The organism is Myxococcus sp. CA005 (assembly GCF_006518205.1).
Lineage (GTDB): Bacteria > Myxococcota > Myxococcia > Myxococcales > Myxococcaceae > Myxococcus > Myxococcus xanthus.
In genome coordinates this window covers 42,972-63,952 of record NZ_SRLV01000040.1, presented here as the reverse complement: position 1 = coordinate 63,952, position 20,981 = coordinate 42,972, and the positions used below count along the sequence as shown (strand labels likewise).

At 68.4% G+C, this 20,981-nt stretch carries 19 protein-coding genes; 5 read left to right on the top strand and 14 right to left on the bottom strand.

Features of this window, described 5'->3' with window-relative positions:
* Window positions 1-452: 452 nt before the first annotated feature.
* Window positions 453-1,688 (top strand): FAD-dependent oxidoreductase, encoded by a 1,236-nt coding sequence (locus FMQ63_RS19135; protein WP_011556207.1) that lies wholly within the window; start codon window positions 453-455, stop codon window positions 1,686-1,688.
* 16 nt (window positions 1,689-1,704) lie between these two features.
* Here the strand turns inward: FMQ63_RS19135 and FMQ63_RS19130 are convergent, their stop codons facing one another.
* Both FMQ63_RS19130 and FMQ63_RS19125 read right to left on the bottom strand, forming a co-directional pair.
* Window positions 1,705-2,007, bottom strand: coding sequence for an Mpo1-like protein (locus FMQ63_RS19130; protein WP_011556206.1), 303 nt, complete (start codon window positions 2,005-2,007; stop codon window positions 1,705-1,707).
* Window positions 2,008-2,300: 293 nt separating this feature from the next.
* Window positions 2,301-3,629, bottom strand: a complete 1,329-nt coding sequence (locus tag FMQ63_RS19125; protein WP_011556205.1) for a KamA family radical SAM protein — start codon at window positions 3,627-3,629, stop codon at window positions 2,301-2,303.
* 381 nt (window positions 3,630-4,010) lie between these two features.
* Here FMQ63_RS19125 and FMQ63_RS19120 point away from each other — a divergent pair, with 381 nt between their 5' ends.
* Complete coding sequence (locus tag FMQ63_RS19120; RefSeq protein ID WP_011556204.1) at window positions 4,011-4,430, top strand: GFA family protein; 420 nt, start codon at window positions 4,011-4,013, stop codon at window positions 4,428-4,430.
* An 8-nt stretch (window positions 4,431-4,438) separates the two neighbouring features.
* On the opposite strand, the gene FMQ63_RS19115 is transcribed toward FMQ63_RS19120, so the two are convergent.
* The 5 genes from FMQ63_RS19115 to FMQ63_RS19095 form a co-directional block, all read right to left on the bottom strand.
* On the bottom strand, window positions 4,439-5,722 hold the full coding sequence (locus FMQ63_RS19115; RefSeq protein WP_011556203.1) for a reverse transcriptase family protein: 1,284 nt from the start codon (window positions 5,720-5,722) through the stop codon (window positions 4,439-4,441).
* 178 nt (window positions 5,723-5,900) lie between these two features.
* Window positions 5,901-7,499: a hypothetical protein gene (locus FMQ63_RS19110; protein ID WP_011556202.1), complete on the bottom strand. Its 1,599-nt coding sequence runs from the start codon at window positions 7,497-7,499 to the stop codon at window positions 5,901-5,903.
* Complete coding sequence (locus tag FMQ63_RS19105; protein WP_216609136.1) at window positions 7,496-9,361, bottom strand: gliding motility protein; 1,866 nt, start codon at window positions 9,359-9,361, stop codon at window positions 7,496-7,498. Before FMQ63_RS19105 ends, FMQ63_RS19110 begins: the two co-directional genes overlap by 4 nt.
* A 93-nt stretch (window positions 9,362-9,454) precedes the next feature.
* Window positions 9,455-10,015, bottom strand: a complete 561-nt coding sequence (locus FMQ63_RS19100) for a hypothetical protein (protein WP_020478530.1) — start codon at window positions 10,013-10,015, stop codon at window positions 9,455-9,457.
* 132 nt (window positions 10,016-10,147) lie between these two features.
* Window positions 10,148-11,308, bottom strand: coding sequence for an MBL fold metallo-hydrolase (locus FMQ63_RS19095; protein WP_011556199.1), 1,161 nt, complete (start codon window positions 11,306-11,308; stop codon window positions 10,148-10,150).
* A 72-nt stretch (window positions 11,309-11,380) separates the two neighbouring features.
* On the opposite strand from FMQ63_RS19095, the gene FMQ63_RS19090 reads away from it, so the two are divergent.
* A complete protein-coding gene (locus FMQ63_RS19090; RefSeq protein ID WP_011556198.1) occupies window positions 11,381-11,920 on the top strand; it encodes a TetR/AcrR family transcriptional regulator in 540 nt (179 codons plus the stop codon).
* 198 nt (window positions 11,921-12,118) lie between these two features.
* Here FMQ63_RS19090 and FMQ63_RS19085 read toward each other — a convergent pair whose 3' ends face one another.
* The 3 genes from FMQ63_RS19085 to FMQ63_RS37475 all read right to left on the bottom strand — a co-directional run bounded on the left by FMQ63_RS19085 (window position 12,119) and on the right by FMQ63_RS37475 (window position 14,220).
* Window positions 12,119-12,619 carry a hypothetical protein gene (locus FMQ63_RS19085; RefSeq protein ID WP_011556197.1) on the bottom strand — a complete coding sequence of 167 codons (501 nt, stop codon included), beginning with the start codon at window positions 12,617-12,619 and terminating at the stop codon, window positions 12,119-12,121.
* A 28-nt stretch (window positions 12,620-12,647) separates the two neighbouring features.
* A complete protein-coding gene (locus tag FMQ63_RS19080; RefSeq protein WP_011556196.1) occupies window positions 12,648-13,403 on the bottom strand; it encodes a DUF6585 family protein in 756 nt (251 codons plus the stop codon).
* A 544-nt stretch (window positions 13,404-13,947) separates the two neighbouring features.
* The gene (locus FMQ63_RS37475) at window positions 13,948-14,220 is read right to left on the bottom strand and encodes a hypothetical protein (protein WP_194866441.1); all 273 of its coding nucleotides are present in this window, start codon (window positions 14,218-14,220) and stop codon (window positions 13,948-13,950) included.
* Between the two features lie 366 nt (window positions 14,221-14,586).
* Between FMQ63_RS37475 and FMQ63_RS19070 the strand changes: the two genes are divergently transcribed.
* Entirely contained in the window at window positions 14,587-16,461 is a 1,875-nt protein-coding gene (locus FMQ63_RS19070) for a Hint domain-containing protein (RefSeq protein ID WP_043612895.1), read from the top strand.
* Window positions 16,462-16,518: 57 nt separating this feature from the next.
* Here FMQ63_RS19070 and FMQ63_RS19065 read toward each other — a convergent pair whose 3' ends face one another.
* Complete coding sequence (locus FMQ63_RS19065; protein ID WP_011556194.1) at window positions 16,519-16,947, bottom strand: VOC family protein; 429 nt, start codon at window positions 16,945-16,947, stop codon at window positions 16,519-16,521.
* Window positions 16,948-17,004: 57 nt separating this feature from the next.
* On the opposite strand from FMQ63_RS19065, the gene FMQ63_RS19060 reads away from it, so the two are divergent.
* The gene (locus tag FMQ63_RS19060; protein ID WP_011556193.1) at window positions 17,005-17,592 is read left to right on the top strand and encodes a TetR/AcrR family transcriptional regulator; all 588 of its coding nucleotides are present in this window, start codon (window positions 17,005-17,007) and stop codon (window positions 17,590-17,592) included.
* On the opposite strand, the gene FMQ63_RS19055 is transcribed toward FMQ63_RS19060, so the two are convergent.
* The 3 genes from FMQ63_RS19055 to FMQ63_RS19045 form a co-directional block, all read right to left on the bottom strand.
* Window positions 17,570-17,965, bottom strand: a complete 396-nt coding sequence (locus FMQ63_RS19055) for a hypothetical protein (protein WP_020478526.1) — start codon at window positions 17,963-17,965, stop codon at window positions 17,570-17,572. The two genes, FMQ63_RS19060 and FMQ63_RS19055, sit on opposite strands and share 23 nt — an antisense overlap.
* 165 nt (window positions 17,966-18,130) lie before the next feature.
* Window positions 18,131-19,528, bottom strand: a complete 1,398-nt coding sequence (locus tag FMQ63_RS19050; protein WP_011556191.1) for a family 2B encapsulin nanocompartment shell protein — start codon at window positions 19,526-19,528, stop codon at window positions 18,131-18,133.
* Window positions 19,529-19,563: 35 nt separating this feature from the next.
* On the bottom strand, window positions 19,564-20,973 hold the full coding sequence (locus FMQ63_RS19045) for a family 2B encapsulin nanocompartment shell protein (protein WP_011556190.1): 1,410 nt from the start codon (window positions 20,971-20,973) through the stop codon (window positions 19,564-19,566).
* Between the last annotated feature and the right edge of the window lie 8 nt (window positions 20,974-20,981).

Genomic DNA, 20,981 nt, shown 5'->3' with positions numbered 1-20,981 from the left:
CAGTGTCTCTGGGATTCTCGGGCTGCGGGCGCGCTGCGTTGCAGAGTGCCATGCTCGTTGAGTTGAAAATCTCATGGGATGAGAATTGACGCAGGCCGTCTTTGAGGCAGTCGAACAGGATCCGGGCACCCCAGGCCGCACCTCAGACCAGGGCCGCCCCACTCGCGCGGACACGCACCGGGTTTCGAGCCAGCGGCCGGCGTCCGTGAATTCCATTTGAATTCACAGCGCTTTGTTAGCCATTGGTTCAAGCACTTTCTGAAGGACTCGGCAGACGACTTGTCGGCGTGTCATGTCGGGTCTGAAATGACATTGTTTTTTGTGCGCCGAGAAGCGTCCCCTTGAAGCGCGCTGCTGTCAGGGAGGTACGTTCGGTCCTGGAAGGTCTGGTCGTTCCGGGTGGGGCGTTCGTAGAATCTTGCTGCCTGAGGCTGACATGGCGGGGGACTGACATGGCCGACGAGGTGCGCACCACGCAGTGCTGTGTCGTGGGAGGAGGCCCGGCGGGGATGATGCTGGGCTTGTTGCTGGCACGGGCGGGAGTGGAGGTGACGGTGCTGGAGAAGCACGCGGACTTCTTGCGTGACTTCCGCGGCGACACCATCCACCCCTCCACCTTGGAACTGATGCACGAGCTGGGGTGGCTGGATGAGCTCCTGGCCCTGCCGCATCAGAAGGCGCCGGTGTTGCGCCTCCAGCGCGGTGCCCATGACGTGATCGTCGGAGACTTCTCTCACCTGCCCACGCGCGCGCGTTACATCGCGTTCATGCCGCAGTGGGACCTGCTCGACTTCCTCGCGCGGAAGGCCGCCGAGTACCCGGGCTTCCACCTGCGCCGGTGTGCCGAAGTGACGGAGGTGTTGCGTGAGAAGGGGTGTGTCGTCGGCGTCCAGGCTCGGACGCCGGAGGGCTCATTGGAGGTTCGTGCGTCGCTGGTGGTGGCGGCGGATGGCCGGAATTCCATCATGCGTCAGCGCGCCGGCCTGGAGGTGGAGGTCCTGGGCGCGCCCATGGACGTCCTCTGGTTCCGTGTCTCGCGCAAGCCCGAAGACCCCGAGGACCCCATGGGCCGCTTCGAGCAGGGACAGATTTTCGTCCTCATCAACCGGGGCGACTCGTGGCAATGCGGGCGTGTCATCGCGAAGGGCAGCTTCGACGCCTTGCGCGAGGCCGGGCTGGTGTCCTTCCGCGAGGACTTCGCCCGGCTGGCGCCCTTTCTGGCGGACCGGGCCCACGAACTGGCGACGTGGGACGACGTGAAGCTGCTCACCGTGCGGGTGGATCGGCTGCGCACCTGGTACCAGGCGGGCCTGCTCTGCATTGGCGACGCGGCGCATGCCATGTCACCGGTGGGCGGGGTCGGCATCAACCTGGCGGTGCAGGACGCGGTGGCCGCCGCCAACATCCTCGCGGGGCCACTGCTGGCCCGGCACGTGACGCCCATGGACCTGCGGCGCGTCCAGGAGCGCCGGGAGTGGCCCACGCGTGTCACCCAGCGGGCCCAGGTCCTCATCCAGAATCGCGTGCTCGGGCCCGCGCTGCGAAGCCCGGCGGCGTCCACCGCGCTTCCCTTGCCGCTGTGGCTGGTCCAGCACGTCCCCTTCCTGCGGCGCATTCCGGCGCGCCTGGTGGGCATGGGCGTACGGCCCGAACACGTGCGCACGCCAGCGGCGCCCCCCAGGGCCTGAGCGATTCAGGCGGGCGTCAAGCCTTGCCCGCCACCTTCGCGGCCCACCACCGCAGGCCCACGAAGAGAAAGCGCCAGTCCTTGAGGAACTCAGGGGGCTTGCGCTCGAAGGCATGGCCCACGAACTGGAAGCTCCACCCGACGACGAAGAGGGCTGCGGGCACTTTCCAGAGGCGAGGGACGAACGGGGATGCGGCGGCCAGGGGCACCGAGGCCGCAATCATCGGAATGCCCACCGTGTGACACAGACGGTTGACAGCATGGGTGTGGCTTTTCGAGTACTCCGAAATCCACTCCTCCCAGGAACGGTCGCCGAGCATGACGCCACGGTATGCACCGTGCGCCCCAGGACGAAGGTGCCGGGTGGATGCTCGCCTGGCCAGGGAGGCGTCACGGGCGTGTGATGCTGGACGTCACAAACCCTCGCGCGGCGTGACGTGAATGGCGACTCGCTTTGCGTGGGTGTGAAGCTTTGCATGACCGCTTCGGCCGATGAGCCGGATGCCAGGCGTCTGACGCTGACGTTGGCCATCCGGATCCGCGTCCGCTTCAAAGGGCATTCGCCCGGGGCGGGAGGCCAGCCACTGGGGCCTCCCGCCGCGTGCGGCTACGACTACGCGGACGGCTCCTCCCACGGGAAGTGGGTGGCGCCCATCGCGGGCTTGAGGTCGAACAGCCAGGATGCCTTCTCGTCGTACTTCGCGAAGAAGGGCCGGCCGACGAGCTCCGGGTCGCGAGACTGGATGAAGTGGAGGACGAAGACCTTCTCGCCGGCAATCTCCGCCACACCGTCCACACACACCTTGCCGGGCGTGGCGGACATCGACGGGCCGCGCACCGTGCGCGCCAGTCCAGACACGCTCTGGAAGGCGTTGCGGAAGATGTCGTAGGCCTCGGCGAGCGGTACCGCGAAGTAGTCCTGGGGCCCCGTATCCCGCTCGACGAACATGTAATACGGCACCATGCCGTGGCGCAGGTGCGTGCGCCACATGCTCTCCCAGGTGCCCGGGGTGTCGTTGATGGTGCGGATGAGCGGCGCCTGGGTGCGGATGACCGCGCCGGTGCCCCGGATGCGGCGCACCGCCTCCTGGACAATCTCGGGGACCATCTCGTTGGGATGAGAGAAATGCGCCATGAAGGCCAGGCTCTTGCCGGAGGCGACCACCTTCTCGAACAGGCGCAGGATGTCGTCCGCGTCCGAATCCGTGACGAAGCGCTGCGGCCAGTAGGCCAGCGCCTTGGTGCCGATGCGGATGGCCTCCAGGTGCTCGATGTCCAGCAGCGGCTCGATGTACTTGGCCAGCACGGCCTCGGTCATGATCATCGGGTCGCCACCGGTGAACAGCACGTTGGTGACCTCGGGGTGCGCGCGGATGTAGTTCACCAGCGGCTCGATTTCCCGCGAGGCGAACTTCAGGTCCGCGTCCCCGACGAACTGCGCCCAGCGGAAGCAGTACGTGCAGTACGCGTGGCACGTCTGACCCTGCTTGGGGAAGATGAGCACCGTCTCCTTGTACTTGTGCTGGAGACCCGGGACGGGCTCTTCGTTGGCCAGCTTGGGAACGTTGAGCTGCATCTGCCCAGCGGGGTGCGGATTGAGCCGCGCGCGAATCTCGTTGGCGGCCGCGTTCAGCTCCAGGGGGGATGCACCGGAGCTCAGCAGGTCCACCATGCGAGCCACGTCCTCCGTGGGCAGCATGTCCGCCTGCGGGAAGACGAGCCGGTAGATGGGGTCGGCGGGCGCGGCGGCCCAGTCGATCAGCTCGTCCACGACGTAGCTGTTGGTCCGGAAGGGCAGCACGTGCGCCACCGCTTGCACCGCGAGCCGTTCATCCGCTGAGAGCCCAGCCCGAGTCGTCAGTTCGTCCAGGTGTCGTGTGGTATAGGCACGGTACCGGCGACCCGTGGACAGAGCCAGTGCTGCGTTTGACATAACGCTCATGTCTCGTTTCTCCTGCGGTAGTCAGGGCGGCCACGAGGTCCACAGCGGCCACCCTGGCTGGTGGCCGGGCGTGAGCGCACACCGTTTGACCACCAACGAGGGAGAGTCCGGTTACCACGCCGAGGTGCGAAGTGTCATCCCTCAGGGGTGATCGGGCAGGCCCAATTCCGTCATGAGCGGTAATTTACGGCGACGCTGCGTCTTTGGGGCATGACGCAAGGTGTCGAAGTCTGGGGACTCTGCTGTCCCCGCCGGTACATCCGCGGCAGGGGGCTTCGATTGGCAGATGTGCGCGGCGGGCCGGTAGATACCTGACATACCCCTGTCATGCGGGCTGTCTAAGTCAAGGGCGTCGTTTCACTCGCTCGAGGAGATGCCGTCATGTCGAAGGACAGCAAGCTGAAGCAGTACACCGGAGGATGTCTTTGCGGAGCGGTGCGTTTCGAGGCCGAGATGGATCTGTCGGAGCCCGTGAGCCGCTGCAATTGCAGCATCTGCACCAAGGTCGGCGGCACGCAGGCCTACCCGAAGCCGAGCGCCTTCCGCGTCACCGCGGGCGCGGAGCACCTGGGTGAGTTCCGGAAGGGCTCGAGCCCGAACTTCCGCTCGTTCTGCAAGCACTGCGGCATCCATTGCTTCTCCGCCGGGTTCGTCGAGGAGCTCGGTGGAGAGTTCCGGTCCGTCAACATCCAGTGCCTGGACGACGTCGACCCCGGTGAGCTCAAGGTCGTGTACTGGGACGGCCGCCATGACAACTGGGAGGCCGGGACGCGTGACAGGCCCTGGCCCATCCGGAGCTGAGCCCTCGCTCACGTCCCGCGCGGCTTGCGCCGGCGAGCGAGCCGCTCCGCCTGCTCCGGGTTGAGCATCTTCACGTAGGCCAGGAGGCCGTCGAGGTGCGCGCGGTGTGCCTCGACGTCCTCCGACCGCCCCTCCTGGTGCAGCATCGCCCGGAGCCGCCGCCGCTCCTCGCGTGACAAGCCCAGCGTCGTATTCACGGTGACGCCAGTGACGCGCTGGGCACCGCCCCGGCGCTGCACGCGGGTCTTCTCGCGGTTGACCTCGAAGCCTTCCTCCTGCACGTACCGCGCGGCCAGCGCGCGGACTCGCTCCAGCGCCGTGACGTCGTCGCCGGAGAAGGTGAGGTCATCCGCGTAGCGCGTGTACGTGTAGCCGTACCGACGCGCCAGTCCCGCCAGCCGCCGGTCCAGTCGCAGCAGCACCGCGTTGCACAGGGCGGGGCTCGTGGGGGCGCCCTGCACGCAGACGCGTGGGCCCACGGGAACGTGGAAGAGGATGCCCTCCAGCTCCACGGGCTGGCGCTCGGACTCCGTCATCAGCACCGCGAGCGTGGCCGCCACGGGATAGCCGTAGCCCAGGGCGATGAGCAGCCCTCGCACCCGCGCGAAGGTGACGGAGGGGAAGAAGTCCTTCAGGTCCAGCTTCAGGACCACCCGCCGGCCCACGTGCGGCGCGGCGCCCGTCTTGATGGAGCGGCCGGGCACGAAGCCATGGGCCTGTGGACTCACGGGGAGCTTCGACACCAGGAGCGCCAGCATCCGGCGTTGCAGGGCCTTCAGGCGCCGCTTGGGCGCATGCAGCAGCCGGACGCCTCCGGAGCGCTTGGGCACGGCGAAGGTCACGTAGTGCCGCACCCGCTCGCGCGGGCGGTGGATGCTGTAGTGGCGGAGCACGCCCACCGAGACGCCCAGGGCCGCTGCCACGTCCTCTTCCGTGCGCCAGACCGGCAGGCCGTAGCGCGCCAGCTGTGCCTCGTCGGGCAGCAAGTCCCTCAGGTTCCGGTTCCGCGTGCGCAGCGTGGCGGAGAACAGCCGCCGGGCCTCGGCGGCCTCCATCCACTTCTTCCGGCCCGGGGTGTAGCGGCGGACGCCCTTGGGGAGCAGCCGCGCATCCCGGCGGACCTGTCGCAGGTGCCCTGGCTTCAGGGGGCCCGACGTGGAGACCGTCTCCGTCACGACGTCCTGGGGACGTCCGTGGGCATCCAGCGGCACGTCCAGCCCGGTGGTGCTTCGTGTCACGGGACGGCTGAACAACCCCTTGAGCCGGGAGAGGGTGGTGTCGAACCAGCTCATGGTGCTCCGGAAGAGGCCAGGGGACGACCTGCGAGGCGTTGGACCCGGGGCTCCCTGCGTTGCGTACGCTGGGACCCTGGCGAAGAGATGGGGACAGAACACCCCCGCGGCGAAACACCGCGGTACTCATGGCTCATCTGCGAGCCCTGGCCTCTCCCGAGAGCACCTGCCGTTATCGTCATTCGTCGTCTCCCGGGTCAAGCGTCTCCGTGGGCCGCCGCCGCGCGTCCGCCCCCGCCGCCCGGGCCGCGAGCGCGTCCTCGGAGGCGGGCTCGGAGCTGCGGAGTTCGCGGCGCTGCGCTCGCGCCAGGCGGCTGAGCGCGAGCAGGTGTGCGCAGGGGCCCTGGTTCAGCAGGTGCTCGCCGAAGTACTCGCATCCGCACCGGCCGAAGAGGACACGGTCCTCGTCGTTCATCACCAACTCGACGCCCGACTGCGGGCCCGCGCGGCCATGGACCACCCAGTCCCGGTGAACCACCTCGCGCGTGACGGGCCCCTCCGGCGTGGGCAGCGTGCGTACCTTGCGCTTCTCTCGCGGCGCCGCGGAGGTCACCTCCACCTCGCCCGCGGCCTCCAGGCGCTCCGCTTCCTCACGGCGGGCGTCAGGCGGGTACAGACGGCCCAGGTCCACCGGCGTGGCGAACAGCTCGCGGTGGCGCCAGCGCCGCGCCTCCACGTCGAAGATGGCGCGCCCGGCCGCGCATTGCGCCGCCAGGGCGCCCGCGGCCCGCGCCGTGTCCACGCCCAGGGCGGTGGCCACGTCCTCGGTCGAGGCATGAAAGCGCTCGCGCAGCACGCCGAGCACACGCTCCGCCAGCGCGCTGTCGCGCGCCGGCTCCAGCAGCAGGTCCATGCCCGCGGTGTTCGTCCAGTGATTCGCCGTCCACCCGGACAGGCCCAGCAGGAAGCGCACGCCGCCGGGCAGGTGCGCGACGTAGAAGTGCGGCAGCGCGCGGCCCTTCAGGTAGATGTCCACCCGCTCCGCGTAGGGCAGCAGCGGCTCCAGCAGCCGCAGCCGCCGGCGGCCCCAGGTCCGGATGATGCGAGGCGCCGTGTAGCCGTGGGCCGCGCCCTTCAAGGGCACGGGGTGCTCCCAAGGCTCCAGCATCAGCCGCGCGTCCTCGCCCGGGTGGAGTTCGTAGCGCAGCGCGCGCGGTGACACCTTGGCCTTGGTGTGGCTGAGGAAGCGCACCGCGGCGAGCAGGTCCACCGGCCGCGCCGTCAGGCGGGTGCCGGGCATCGCCATTCCGCCCTGGAGTTGGAGCAGGCCTCGCACCCAGGGCTCCGGGACGTCCACCTTCTGCTCGAAGCGACCGCCCGCGCCGGTGGTGCGCACGTCGAGTCCCTCCGGGCCGATGCGCAGGTGTGTCTCCCGGGTGGAGCGCATCTCGGCCAGCGCCGCCCACAGCCAGGCGGTGAAGTCCACGTTGGTGGTGCCGCAGCGCACCGCGCCCTCGGGCTCGAAGAGGCCGCGGTCCACGATGACGAGCCCGTAGGCGCTCTGGTCCTGGCTGAAGGCCTCGAAGAAGACGCGGTCGGGGTGCACGGTGATGAGCGGGTCCAGCAGCCCGCCGCCCCACGTCTCGTTCCACGCGTCCGATTGCCAGATGAGCCCGCCGAGCGCCTGGAGCGCCATCCGGAGAGACAGGACGTCCCGGGCCACGCGCGCGTGGAAACGCACGGGGCGGTGCGTGTCCGCGGACAGGCTGAGCTGCGAGCGCTCCCGGGTGGACTCGAATACGGAGGGCGTGGCGTAGAGGAAGCTGGAGGCCGTCACGCGCCGTCTCCTTTCGCGGGCAGGCCGAAGACGTGGGGGACTTCCGCTGTGTCTCGCAGCTCGGGCCAGCGCGCCAGCATGCGGGCCAGCAGCGCCATCAGCGACTCCTTGGGATAGCGCGAGTCCGGCAGCGCGAAGGCGTCACGCACGCGCGGCACCAGCACGCGGGCGGCCTCCACGCCGTGGGCGGCGGCGTTGGCCAGTGCGTCGAAGGCGGCGTGACGCGTGCGCCGGTGCAGGGGTCTCAGCAGGGTGGCCTGGAGCAGGTCCAGGTTCTGCGCGGCCACCTCGCGGGCCTTCGCGGAGTTGCGGCCGAGCAGCCGGAAGGCCAGCGCCTGGACGTGAATCTGCGGCGCCTCCAGCAGGTCGCGCACGGCGCGGGGCTCGGCCAGGTAGAAGTCGTCCGAGCGGAGGAAGAACAGCCGCGCCAGCCGGTTCTTCTCCATCAGCGCGTCGAAGGTCCAGATGGAATGGGCGGGCAGGGCGCCCAGCGCGTTGGCGGCGCGGCGGGCGAAGACGCCGCCCTCCTTTGGCAGGGCCTCGTAGTGCGCGGCCAGCGCGTCGAGCACCTTCTCCCACTCCTTCGCGCTCCCCGTCGCCGGGAGGTGCATGGCGGCGCGGCTGGCGAGGTAGTCCAGCAGGTCCTCGTCGTTCGCTTCCAGCGCGCGCATCACCAGCTTGGGGTACGCGGCGCGCCAGCCCGAAGCGACGTGCATGCGGAAGGGGCCGCGTACCAGCTCCGGAAAGCGCGCGTACAGGGCGGTGGCGGTGGCGTCCGTCAGCGGCTGCACCCGGGCCAGGCCCAGGCCGGGGAGATTCCATTCGCCGCCCGCGCCCGCCAGTTGGAGCAGCCGGCGCCGAGTCCGGGCCGGGAGCGATGCGTCGTCCTGCACCAGCCGCAGCACCTCCGCGTCATACGTCTCCGCCATGGCCGAGGTGCGCAGGAGCGCGCCCCATACATCGTCCCAGTCCCGCGCCCGCGCGAGCGCCAGCAGCTCCGGGAAGCCCTTCGCGTCCTTTCGTCCCAGCGCGCTCCAGCGAGGAGCCACCGCCTGCAGGTGGCCGAGGAGGTAGGGCACCACGTCACGTCCGCGCGCCTCCGCCAGCTCCACGAAGAGCCGCGCCGCGCCGGGCATGGGCGCCTCCGGGTGGTGCGCCTTCAGCGCGGCGACCAGTTCGGCCGGGGACTGGACGGTGCGTGCGAGCGCCAGGGCATCACGGCACCATGTGGGCTCATCCACGCATCGCCGGTAGAGCGCGGAGGCCAGGGCCGCATCACCCCGCGCCTGGGCCCGCTCGCGCAGCGTGTTCCACATGGGCTGGCGCTCGCGGGGCCCTCTCCACGGCAGATGCTCCAGGATGAAGGGGCGGGCGGCCTCCGCGTCCAGCGCGTCCAGGGCCAGGGCGGTGGGCTCGTCCAGCCGGCCCCAGCCGATGTCCATCTTGGCAAGCTCGGTGTGCCGCGCCGCGCGCGTGGGCGCTTTCTGGACACGCCGCACCACCTCGGTCCGCCAGAACTCCGCCTGCCGGGGGGCGCGCAGGCCCGCGAGCTTCCAGTCCAGGAGGCGGCGGAACATCTCCACGTCGTCGGCCCGGTCCGCGTCGAAGAGCCAGACCTCCAGCGCGGAGGAATTCTCCCCGAGCCAGGGGTTCTGCCACTTCCCGTCGGCGGTGACGCTGCCGGGCGAGAAGCAGGACAGCATGAGGGGGCGGAAGCGGACGCGGTCCCTGGCGTGGAGGGCGGGCCCCCACAGCCAGGTGAAGGACCGGAAGGCGGGGCGGCGCGCCAGTTCCTCGAGGGCGGCACGGAGCTCTTCGTCAGACTGTGTCCGGGACAGGACGCCACGCAGGGCGGCGTCCATCTCTTTGACCTCTCGGCGGAATCGCCGCTCCCAGCTTTCGTTCACGCTCCCCGGTTTACACCGGCCGCTCCGGGAGACCCAGCGGCGAAGCGGTCAACCCATGTAGGAAGGCGGGTCGCTGGCGGGAAACGAAGACATGGAGCCTTCGTCGACGATGTCGCGATTGCCCGCCGCGTCGCGTGACTCGCCGGGGAGGATGTTCCACCGTCCGTGCTCGCCCGCACCGTACCGCGACGGGTCGCGAAGGCTGGAGGCGCGTGCGTCGATGACCACCGGCATGCGGCTGCGCGCGCGCCACTGCGCCGCGAGCAGCGCGGCCTGAATGGCCGCGTCGGCCAGGAAGACGGGGGAGCGCCGCTTCCGGTTCGTGGTGTACGTGGAGACGTCGACCACCAGGAGCGTGAGCGCGCTCCAGATGCCCAGCTTCCTGAGCTCCGGCGTGACGCGGCCATGGCGGTGCGCGGACAGGAGCGTCGCGCCCACCGTGCCGGCGAGTCCGCCCACCGTCTTCATCAACCAGCCTTCGCGGATGGGCCCGGTGAACCGGGTGACCCGCTTCGGCTGGAGCCAGGGCAACAGGCCCTTCAGCAGGAAATACGCGCCCTGGACTTCGGCCGGGTCTCTTCGGAAAAACGAAGCGAGTCGTCTGTTCATCCGCTCTCTGCCTCCCGCGCTCAAGGTGCTTCCTGGCGCGAGGAAGGGCACCTGGGCCGGGCGGGCAGGCAGGCGTCACCCCGGAGGGCAGGCGGGCGGGCACTGGCGCTCAGACAGTTCGGGGCAGGGACGTCAGTCCAACTGGGTGGAGACGATGGGGTCCTGCGCCGCCGTGTTCCACGGCAGCGAGGGCCACCAGCGTTCGAGGGAGGACGGCGCACCGGGTTCGACGCGCTCACCCGGCTTCGGGACGATGACGCTCACGCCCGTGGCCTCACCCGCCGCGAGCACGCGTTCAATGGGCTCCGTCCATCCGTGGAGCGCGAGGGTGAACAGGCCCCAGTGTACCGGCAGCAGCACGCGCCCCCGGACCCACTGATGCGCGGTGATGGCCTGCTCGGGGCCGATGTGCCAGTCGGGCCACGCGCTGTGGTACTGGCCCACCTCAATCATCGTCAGGTCGAAGGGCCCCAGCCGCTCGCCAATGTCCTTCATTGCGGGGAACAGGCCCGTGTCGCCCGAGTAGTACACGCGGTGCTTGGGGCCCAGGAACGCGAAGCCCGCCCACAGCGTCGCGTCCTTGTCGATGCCCGTCCGGCCCGAGGCATGCCGGGCGGGGGTGCAGACGACCTCCAGCGCTCCCACGCGCGCACGCTCCCACCAGTCGAGCTCGATGATGCGCGACTCGGGGATACCCCAGCCCACCAGGTGTGCACCGACGCCGAGCGGCACGATGAAGGACGTGTCCCAGTCCTTCATCGCCAACAGCGTTCGATGGTCCAAGTGGTCGTAGTGGTCATGGGAGATGGCGACCGCGTCGACGGCGGGCAACTCCGTCAGCGCCAGGGGCGGGGCGTACCAGCGGCGCGGTCCTATCCAGCTCAGGGGCGACGCGCGCTCACTCCACACCGGGTCGATGAGAATCCGCTGACCGTCCAGCTCCACGAGCGACGTCGAGTGCCCGAACCATGTGACGCGAAGGCCGGTGGCGGGCGGCGCGCCGAACGCGCTCCCGTCCAGCGTCACCGAGGGCAGCGCTCCCTGGGCAGGGCTCACGTCGGGACTGGCGCTGAACATGCTCGCGATGGAGCCCCAGGTGTCGTTGCGCAGGGGCTGCGGGTTGTCGAAGTGCCCGTCCTGCCACTGGGGCGAGCGCTCCATGCGTGCCCGCCGCGCGCCGTCCGCGGCCTGACCCAGCGCCGGCCAGGCCTGGATGGTGACCACCGTCAGCAGCAGGGCCAGCAGCGCCGCCGTTCCCATTGCCGCATACGCCAGCCTCCTTCGCCACGTCATGCCGTCCACCCGCGCTCGTCGTTAGGCGGTGATGAATTGACGAAATAGGACATTCTTGTCAATTTGTTCCGCATGGCGGGCACCAGGAGCGAAGAGCGTGATGCGTTGCGCCGGACGGCGATTCTCGACGCGGCCCTGGAGTGCTTCCTGCGCTTCGGCTACGCGAAGACGTCCCTGGATGACATCGCGAAGCGGGCGAACCTGTCGCGGCCGCTCCTGTATCTGAAGTTCAAGAACAAGGAGGACATCTTCGCGGCCGTCTTCGAATCCCTGTTCGAAGCGCGCTACCCGCGCGTGGAGCAGGTGCTGGCGCGGCCGGGCGCCGCGGGCGACAAACTGCTCCAGGTGTACGAAATCATCCTCCTGGAGCCGTGGGAGTTGATGGCCGGGGCGCCCATGGCCTCCGAGTTCTACACCGCCTGCGAGCGGCTGTTGCCGGAGGTGGAGGCGAGACATCGCCGACGCTGGCTCAAGTACACGCAGGCCGTTCTGGAGTCGCGGCCGCTCGCCGAGGTGTTCATGCTGGCCGTCGACGGGCTCCAGTCCGACCTGCCCACGACGCGGGTGTTGCGTCAGCGCCTGGAGTTGCTCGTCGAGCGCTTCACGGGCTGAGGGCGGCGGAGCCGCACTTGGCGCGCAGCTCCCGCTGTTGTCGGGTGAGGCATGGCTGGAGACCGAGGACCTGCTCGCGCGTGTCTCCGCGGCAGTGTCACCCTGCTACCACTGGCCGGGCGCCCCCGGTATCTCCCCAGGGGCGTTCCGACGTGGCGCCGTGCCAGCCTTCATGCCGGCGCGGTGCCAGGTTTCTCGCTACGCCCGTGCGGGGGCCAGCGCCGCGCGCTTGCTGTAGGTGTCGCAGAGCTCCAGGTATTCGTCGCTGTCGATGTCGAGCGCCGCCACCCGCATCTTCTTCGTCTTGGGCTTGTCCAGCGTGGTCTTGATTTGAATCATCTTGAGCGTGGGGATGCCCATGTAGGACTGGCTGTAATAGGTATTCTCGGTCATGTCGGCCCATTCAATCAGCAGGCCATCCTCGAAGCGGATGCCATCCCGACCGATGATCAGCGCGGGCTTGTCCAGGTTGCCCAGCGGCCTGATGCAGCCGTAGAGCATCCAGACCATGCAGAGGTTGACCGCCCCGCAGAGCGCCATCGCGCCGAGACTGTTCGCCAGCCGGAAGGTGAGGATGCCACAGAGGCCCGAGGCCACCGTCCAGATGACCACACCGATGATGAGCTTCGTGCGCGAGTAATAGACCTCGCGCGGCTTCAGCGTCTTCTGCTTGTTCTGCGAGGAACTGTAGATTTCCATGACGTGCGACCTGTGAGGGGAAAGGGAGTCAGCTGGCCAGCCGTTGCGACAGGTAGGCCAGGAGGACGGGCGCGTTGACGATGCGGGCCTCGTCAATCTTGAGCGGCTTGCCCTGGGCGGCGATGATCAGCTCGCGGGTGGAGACACCGTCGCCGAACTCGTCCTGGAAGCGGATGCTCTCGATGTCGTCCCAGCGCATCAGCCGCTTCTTGTGCGTCAGCCCGGCGCCACTGAGCGAGAGGGGCCCGAACTGCACCGTCTTGCCGGCGTTGACCTGCCGGTGCACGCCGTCAATCAGCGCATCGACGACATGGTCCGTGACGTGGGCGTACAGCTCGTCCGCGTCGCTCCACAGGTTCAACCTCAGCCGGTAGGTGCCCCCGCGGTGGCGCAGGACGAGCCGGTCGTGGTTCTGCACCGTGATGATGGCGCTCACGTTCCGCCATGCGATGCGCGTGTCACCCGCGCGCAGGCACTCCTCATCCACCACCAGCTTGGGCGGCGCGGCCAGCCATGAGAACAAGTCGCTGGCCCGCCAGAAGATGAAATAGAGGCCGCAGGGGATGCCCGCCAGCAGGACGATTTGCGCGGAGTGGTAGCGGAAGAGCCCTTTGATGAAGTCCTGCGGGAGCAGGTAAATCTTGCCGAACGAGAGAAACGCCGCGGCCACCACGTAAATCAGGGCGAAGCCAGCGGCGAGCCAGTACAGGACGTGCGTGGGGAATTCCCGGGTGTGCGAGCGCTTCAGTGAAGCCTCCAGAGCCGTATCGAAAAGTACACGCACCTATAAACAATCGCATGTGTCTTTTCGATGAGATTCGCCACCGCGCTCAGGGTGAAACCGGCGTGGCGCATTTCGCCAGGGTCTCATACCCCGTGTGATGTTTCAGGGTTGCTCAGGTGCGGCGAATTCGAGAAACAATCGGTGTTCTCAAGTCGTGAGAAGTCATTGGATGAGGTTGCGTGAAACACAGCCTTTCCGTGTCTGTCGTGCCTGCGGCATGGCGGAGCGCATTCTCCGGACGGCGCCGGGCCCTGGCGGGTGGATGGGGGGCGGGGGCATCAGGTGGCACGGCGCCATCCGCCGCGCGCGGTGTCCTGGCCAGCGTCGATGCGGATGTCGCTGGCCGAGGGGGCGTGGCCTCACGCGCACCGGGTGGGCCTGGCGTCCCCGCGTTGGTGCGTACCCGTCAGGTCGTGCGACTCGTCAAGGCGAACCCGGTTACTCCTGGCTCCGTGAACAGGATTGGGGTTTCGTGCAGGGGCGGCGCCGCAAGTCGACGCATACGCCAATCGTACACAGCGGAGCAGCCCCACTTCTTCAACCCCTACTGGCGTCTCCGTCTGGCGTCGGTGTACCAGGGGCGCCACGCGCTGCCCTCGCTGGGGGCATGCTGGACGCGCTGCCAGGGCCGCTGCGCGGGATTGCGCCCAAGATCGTCACGCGCTGGGCCTGGGGCCGGTCCATGCTCCGGCGCCATGGCGGAGCGTCGTGGCGCCGGGTCCTGGTACCGCCGCGGCACCTGGCCGTCCGCGCCGGTGCCGTGGATGGCGTGCGCCTCGACCAGGATGTCGAGGCACAGCAGACCTCCCAAGCCCATGCGCAAGGTGTGCAAGGGTCGGGCTTGGGATGAGCGTCTGACAACCGACAGTGCAAACGCGGGAACTCCGGCCAAAAGGCCACTATTCACTGTGAGTAGTGGGCAGGTGCTATTGCGAGTGAATTGGCTGCCATGCAGCATGCGGGCGTTTCTGTATGGGATTGTTTTGGCTGAGTTCCATTTTGAGGCCTGTCTGGGGTGATGGGCGGGATGTTCGTGTCGTTTTGATGCGGGGGCATCCGTCTGGAACCACCGTCGCGGCGCTGCCGCGTGCGGAACGGGTTCGCGCGGGTTCGTGAGCGTATTTCAAGAGTCTTTGTCTGGGATGCCCTTTGCCGGGTGTCGTATGTGCGCAAAGGAGAGGACATGCATCGGAAGACTGGGATGTGGAAGCGATTGGCTCAGGTGGTTCCTGTCGCGGGTCTCATGTTGATGAACCTGGGTTGGAGTAATGCGCTCAAGGCGCCCGAGGCGAACCTGGCGGAGTCCGGGCGGCTGACGCGGAAGTTCGACGAAATCAGCCAGCGGACGGGGCAGTTCCAAATCAATCTGGACCTGTCGGACGAGCGCGACTGGAAGTTCCTGCAGGGGCGCCTGCGCTCCGCAGGGAAGGACGCGAAGAACTCCCCTGAACTCTTCCGCCGGCTGGACGCAGGCCGTGAGCGGGCGCTGGCGCGTCAAGGCGTCGCCAATCAGGTGGAGACGGAGCGGGCCTGGTGCAACCACTTCCTCAAGTACAGCCAGCCGCACGTCGCCACCAACAATGGCTACACCACCTTCTTCCCCGTGGTGGAGGTGGTGTGCAAGGACGGCGCGGATTACATCTACGCCGACCTCTTCAACTACGACGTCAACGAGGATGAGACCCAGACGGTGCTCGTCTCCTCTGATGCGGGAGAAGAGTACGGCGGTGGAATGGGCTTCGATGACGTGAAGGCTCCCGCCACGATTGCCACGGGCAAGGGGCGCACGCTCCGCATGGAGTCCCTGGTAATGGCCATGGGGCCCAACATCGACCAGACCTCGTACATCGTCGAGCGCGCGGCGGCGCTGAACGCGCCCACGACGTTGACCTTCACGCACCCGCGCAAGGTGTTGGAGCAGGCGTCCCGCGCCGAAATCGTGGCCTGTCAACTCCGTGGTGGCGCGGACTGCGACTACGCGGTCGCCGGCTACCAGAACGGCACGCTGGCGCCCTATCCTCCGTCGCCCACCGGCGTGGCGGCGTCCTATTCCAACCAGCCGGGCGTGCTGAACGCCTCGGACTTCTGGGCCTTCAATGCGCCCTACAACTACCAGAACCTCTACGTCCCGGTGCGCGGCACGCTGAGCGCTGGCGCGGAAGGCGGCTTCCAGTGCGTAGTGGCGCAGATTGACCGGGCGCGTGTCCAGCTCATCGCCGCGCAGACGGGGCGCACGTGCCTCAATGAGACGTTCTTCGCCAACTCCATCCCCATTGGCGGGAACCAGAGCTACATCAACGTGCTGACGAACGTGAACTGGCTGTTCAACCTCCCGGGACAGGGCTCGGGCACCAGTCCGGATTCGTGCGCGGCGGAGACCATCATCAATGAGCTGACGCGCTTCAACATCCACGTCGCCGGCAAGGTGCGCTGCAACACCAAGGTGAAGTCCTTCTTCGTCACCTACCCGATGCCGACCACGGGCGTCACGCCGAACATCTACTTCTGGAATAGCTGCATGGCGGAGGGCACCCAGGTGAAGCTGGCGGACGGCACGCTCGCCCCGGTGGAGAGCGTCAAGCTGGGTGACAAGGTCATCGCCGACGCCAAGGGCACGGTGCTGACCGTCACCGACGTGGCGCGGGGTAACGAGGCCAAGCCGCTCTTCCGTCTGCGCGACAGCGTGGGGCATGACGTGACGCTCACCGAGATGCACCCCGTCATCATGAGCACCGGCAAGGTGGTGGCGGCCAAGAACCTGAAGGTGAAGGACCAGGTTCGCACCGTGAAGGGTGTCTCCACCCTGACGTCCATCACCCCCGTGTCGCCTGACAAGATGCGCGTCTACAACCTGCGGCTGGGCACGGACCCGGAGCTGCTGGCGGTGGGCAAGAATGGCCGCACCCTCTACGCGGGCGGCTTCCTGGTGGGGGACATGACCATGCAGGACGAACTGCAGGCGCCGAAGCGCGAGCCGCAGGTGTCGCTCCTCAATCGCCTGCCCAAGGCCTGGCACACGGACTTCCGCAACGGCGTCCGCTCCACCCAGTCGCGCTGAGACTCGCGTCTGGCCAGGCCGGGAGCCGCGCGTCCACGCGGCTTCCGGCCCCGGCCGTCACCCGACGGGAAGCGCGCTGGCCTCGTACTGCTTCGCGAAGTCCTCGCTCGGCGGAATGGGCTTGATGACGTCGATGAGCACCCCGTTGGGGTCCGCGGTGATGAAGTGCCGCTGGCCAAACGCCTCGTCCCTCAGCGGGAGGTGGATGGGCAGGCCGGCGGCCTGCACGTCCCGGTAGACGGCGTCCGGGTCTTCCACTTCGAAGTTCAGGATGGTCCCCGCCACCGTGCCCCGGGCCACCGCCGGCACCGTTTCGTGCCGGCCGTCGAGGATGGCCAGCGCGACATGCTCTGCATCGTCCGACTGGAGGTGGACGTACCAGTCGCTGGTGAAGCGCGGGCTGAAGCCGAAGTGCGCCGTGTAGAACGCCGCCGTACCCGCGACGTCGTTCGTCATGATGACCGGGTAGTAACTGGTGATTTTCATGGGCTTCCGCTCTCCTTCGGGCTTGTTTTTCAATGAGGTAACATACAGGCTGCATGTATGCAATCGAGGGCACGACGAAGCAACGATGAGCGCAGCGCGACGACGCGGCAGGCGCTCGTGAGCGCGAGCCGGGCGCTGTTCGTGGAGAAGGGGTACGCGCAGACGTCGACGCCGGAGGTGGTGGCCGCCGCCGCCGTGACGCGCGGGGCGCTCTACCACCACTTCGAGGACAAGCAGGCGCTGCTGCGGGCGGTGCTCGAGCGGGAATTCGCCGAGCTGCGCAGGGCCATCGACCAGGCGACGCCGCCGGCTTTGGGCGCGCGGGAGGCGCTCATCGCTGGAAGTCTGGCCTACCTCGACGCGATGGCCATCCCGGGCCGCACGCGCCTGCTCCTCGTGGAAGGGCCAGCGGTGTTCGGCCATGCGGAGATGATGGCACTCGACGAGTCCTCCGCCGCGGGTTCGCTGCGAGAAGGGCTCGCCGCCTTGCTGGGGGACGGGTCGCTGGTGCCAGCGCTCGCCAGCCTGCTGTCCGCCGCCTTCGACCGCGCGGCCCTGGCCATCAGCACCGGCGGCGATGCGAAGGCCTACCGCGAGGCGATGCTCGCGCTCATCGAGCGCGTCACCGCTGGCGCCGGTTGTTGAGCGGCAGCGGCTCCAGCGTGTTCGACTCCGTGTCGTCCGACAGGGCCGAGGCCAGATGGACCAGGTTGGTTCCGCTCAGGTAGGAGGCGATGATGGCGGAGATGCGCAGCACGAGCAGCGTGGGCTCGAAAGGGAGGATGTCGCGTTCCTGGAGCCAGGCGAGCGTCTGCGGCGCGTAGGCGGCGTTGCAGGCCGCCACCACGCCCAGGAGCAGGAACATCTGGACGATGCCCAAGAAGGTGTTGGCCCGGGAGCGGACCAGGCCGGCGAGCCCGCCCAGCCGTTCCATGAGCAGCGGCCTGACGAACTTCATCACCAGGATGCCCTGGAGGATGCCCACGGCCAGCGGAACGAAGATTTCGGCCAGGGCCATGACTGTCTGGGTTTGTTCGCTCGAACTCATGGCCGCGGACGATGCTCCGCCACGCAAAGCGAATCAACCCGGCCCGCCGGTTGACGGATGCGGCACGCGAGCGTTTCAGGCGGCACAGCGGGTCCAGGCATTGCGCCTGGACCCGCCGTGTCACTTTCCGAAAAATCAGCCGCCAAGCTCCACGTTCTCCAGCACGCCCAGCGCATCGGGGATGAGCAGCGCCGCGGAGAAGTAGGTGCTGACCAGGTAGTTCGTGATGGCTTTGTCCGTCACATCCATGCGGCGCACGGAGAGGCCGGGCTCGACTTCGTCCGGCAGGCCGGTGCGGCGCAGGCCGATGACGCCCTGGTCCTCCTGGCCGGTGCGCAGCACGAGGATGGAGCTGGTGCGCTGCTCGGTGATGGGAATCTTGTCACACGGCAGCAGGGGGACCCCGCGCCAGGCCATGCACGGCGTGCCCTGGACCTCGATGGGTGTCGGGTAGATGCCCCGGCGGGTGCATTCCCGGCCGAACGCCGCGATGGTGCGCGGGTGCGCCAGGAAGAAGCGCGACTTGCGGCGCCGGCTGAGCAGCTCGTCCAGGTCATCGGGCGTGGGCGGCCCGTTGCGGGTGTGGACGCGCTGCTTGAGGTCGGCGTTGTGGAGCAGGCCGAAGTCCCGGTTGTTGATGAGCTCGTGCTCCTGCCGCTCCCGCAGCGCTTCGATGGTCAGCCGAAGCTGCTGCTCCGTCTGGTCCATGGGGTCGCTGAACACGTCGGAGACGCGCGTGTGGACCCGGAGCACCGTCTGGGCCACGCTCAGCTCGTACTCGCGGGGCGTGAGCTCGTAGTCCACGTAGCCGCCCTGGATGTCCGGCTCACCGGAGTGGCCGGCGGCCAGGGGGATGGCGGCCTGCCCCAGCTTGTCCTGGGGCTTCTTCAGGCGCTCCCGGTACCGCTCCACCTGGGCGCGCAGCGTGGCGGACCGGGCAATCAGGCCCTCGAACACCTGCTGCGGCAGGGACAGCACCGTGCATGGCGTGGTGGCCTTGACGGTGAAGGTCCAGACGTCATCCGACTCCACCACCGCCTGGTCGCCGAAGTGGTCGCCGTCCGCCAGCACGTCCAGGGTGACGGGCGCGCCATACGGGCCTGCGCGGAGCTTGCGCGCCTTGCCGTGGGCCAGCAGGAACACGTGCTCGGCGGGAGCGCCCGCCTCGACGATGACGTCGCCCGCCTTGTACTCCGCCTGGGTGAACTGGCTGGCCAGGGCCGCAATCACCTCGTCGTCGCCGCTCAGGCCCCGCAGCAGCGGCAGCTTGAGCAGCTCCTGCGGGATGACCTGCACCTTCGCGCCGATGTTGCTGAACACGAGGCGGTCATCCGCCACCGCGTAGCTCAGCCGACGGTTGACCCGGTACGTGCCGCCCGTCACCTCTACCCAGGGCAGCATGCGCAGCAGCCACCGCGGGGTGATGCCCTGCATCTGCGGGACGGTCTTCGTCGTCGTCGCGAGTTGACGCGCCGCGGCCGTGCCCAGGCTCAGCCGCGGGGTGTCGTCGCCCGTCTTCACGAATTTCGTCATGTGGATTCCCTCAGGTCATCCGAGCGGAAGGAGGGCTAGTCGCCGCGGCCGATTTCGACGCTCTCCAGGATGCCCAGCGCGTCGGGCACGAGGACGGCCGCGGAGAAGTAGCTGGTGACCAGGTAGTTGATGATGGCCTTCTCGTTGATGCCCATGAACCGGACGTTGAGGCCGGCCTCGATTTCGTCGGGGATGGTGCCCGGGTGCAGGCCGATGACACCCTGGTTCTTCTCACCCGCGCGCATCAGCATGATGGACGTGGTGCGCGAGTCGCTGACGGGAATCTTGCTGCACGGGAAGATGGGGACGCCGCGCCAGGCGGGCACCATGTTGCCGTTGAAGTCCACGCTGGTGGGGTAGATGCCCTTGCGGCTGCACTCCTGGCCGAAGGCGGCGATGGCGCGCGGGTGGGCCAGGAAGAAGGACGGCTCCTTCCACACGGTGGCCAGCAGCTCGTCCATGTCGTCGGGCGTGGGCGGGCCGCGCCGGGTGTGGATGCGCTGCTTGAGGTCGGCGTTGTGCAGCAGGCCGAACTCGCGGTTGTTGATGAGCTCGTGCTCCTTGCGCTCCTTCAGCGCCTCCACCGTCAGCCGGAGCTGCTGCTCCGTCTGGTTCATGGGCTCGTTGAAGAGGTCCGCCACGCGGGTGTGAATCTGGAGCACCGTCTGCGCCACGCTCAGCTCGTACTCGCGGGGCGACGTCTCGTAGTCCACGTAGGTGCCGGGCAGCACCGGCTCGCCGGTGTGGCCCGCGGCCAGCTCGATTTCGGCCTGGCCCGTGGTGTCCTGCTTCTTCTTCGAGCGCGCCTTGAACTGCTCGACGTGCTTGTGCAGCGAGGGCGACTGGGCCATCACGGCCTCGAAGTCGGACTGCTGCAGCACCAGCACGGTGGAGGCCGTGGCGGCCTTGGCCGTGAACTTCCAGTAGTCCTGCGACTCCAGCAGCGCCTCGTAGCTGTAGTGGTCGCCGTCCGCCAGCACCCCGAGCACGGTGGCGTCACCGTACTTGCCGGCGCCAATCTTGTTCACCTTGCCGTGGGCGATGAGGACGATGCAGTCCGCTTCCTTGCCCACCTCGGTGATGACATCGCCGGCCTTGTACGTCTTCTGCTCGAAGCGGTTGGCCAGCGCCGTCAGCACCTCGACGTCGTCGTAGCTGCGCAGCAGGGGGAGCTCACACAGCTCCTGCGGGATGACCTGCACCTTGGCGCCGGTGGTGGTGAACGTCACGCGGCCATCGCCCACCGCGTAGCTCAGCCGGCGGTTGACGCGGTATACGCCACCGGACACCTGCACCCAGGGCAGCAGCTTGAGCAGCCACCGGGAGGAGATGCCCTGCATCTGCGGGACGGACTTGGTCGTCGTGGCCAGCTGGCGCGCGGCGGCCGTGCCCAAGCTCAACTGGGACTTCTCGGCGTCACTGCCCGGCTTGATGATGTTCGACATGATGGGCC

Bases quoted from the DNA above. Each gene is read 5' to 3' on its own strand.
- FMQ63_RS19050 (WP_011556191.1), bottom strand. From the start codon at position 19,528: ATGACGAAATTCGTGAAGACGGGCGACGACACCCCGCGGCTGAGCCTG.
- FMQ63_RS19090 (WP_011556198.1), top strand. From the start codon at position 11,381: ATGGCGGGCACCAGGAGCGAAGAGCGTGATGCGTTGCGCCGGACGGCG.
- FMQ63_RS19130 (WP_011556206.1), bottom strand. From the start codon at position 2,007: ATGCTCGGCGACCGTTCCTGGGAGGAGTGGATTTCGGAGTACTCGAAA.
- FMQ63_RS19135 (WP_011556207.1), top strand. From the start codon at position 453: ATGGCCGACGAGGTGCGCACCACGCAGTGCTGTGTCGTGGGAGGAGGC.
- FMQ63_RS19105 (WP_216609136.1), bottom strand. From the start codon at position 9,361: ATGGACGCCGCCCTGCGTGGCGTCCTGTCCCGGACACAGTCTGACGAA.
- FMQ63_RS19045 (WP_011556190.1), bottom strand. From the start codon at position 20,973: ATGTCGAACATCATCAAGCCGGGCAGTGACGCCGAGAAGTCCCAGTTG.
- FMQ63_RS19085 (WP_011556197.1), bottom strand. From the start codon at position 12,619: ATGGAAATCTACAGTTCCTCGCAGAACAAGCAGAAGACGCTGAAGCCG.
- FMQ63_RS19115 (WP_011556203.1), bottom strand. From the start codon at position 5,722: ATGAGCTGGTTCGACACCACCCTCTCCCGGCTCAAGGGGTTGTTCAGC.
- FMQ63_RS19070 (WP_043612895.1), top strand. From the start codon at position 14,587: ATGCATCGGAAGACTGGGATGTGGAAGCGATTGGCTCAGGTGGTTCCT.
- FMQ63_RS19120 (WP_011556204.1), top strand. From the start codon at position 4,011: ATGTCGAAGGACAGCAAGCTGAAGCAGTACACCGGAGGATGTCTTTGC.
- FMQ63_RS19095 (WP_011556199.1), bottom strand. From the start codon at position 11,308: ATGACGTGGCGAAGGAGGCTGGCGTATGCGGCAATGGGAACGGCGGCG.
- FMQ63_RS19065 (WP_011556194.1), bottom strand. From the start codon at position 16,947: ATGAAAATCACCAGTTACTACCCGGTCATCATGACGAACGACGTCGCG.
- FMQ63_RS19125 (WP_011556205.1), bottom strand. From the start codon at position 3,629: ATGAGCGTTATGTCAAACGCAGCACTGGCTCTGTCCACGGGTCGCCGG.
- FMQ63_RS19060 (WP_011556193.1), top strand. From the start codon at position 17,005: ATGCAATCGAGGGCACGACGAAGCAACGATGAGCGCAGCGCGACGACG.
- FMQ63_RS19055 (WP_020478526.1), bottom strand. From the start codon at position 17,965: ATGGCCCTGGCCGAAATCTTCGTTCCGCTGGCCGTGGGCATCCTCCAG.
- FMQ63_RS37475 (WP_194866441.1), bottom strand. From the start codon at position 14,220: ATGGGCTTGGGAGGTCTGCTGTGCCTCGACATCCTGGTCGAGGCGCAC.
- FMQ63_RS19100 (WP_020478530.1), bottom strand. From the start codon at position 10,015: ATGAACAGACGACTCGCTTCGTTTTTCCGAAGAGACCCGGCCGAAGTC.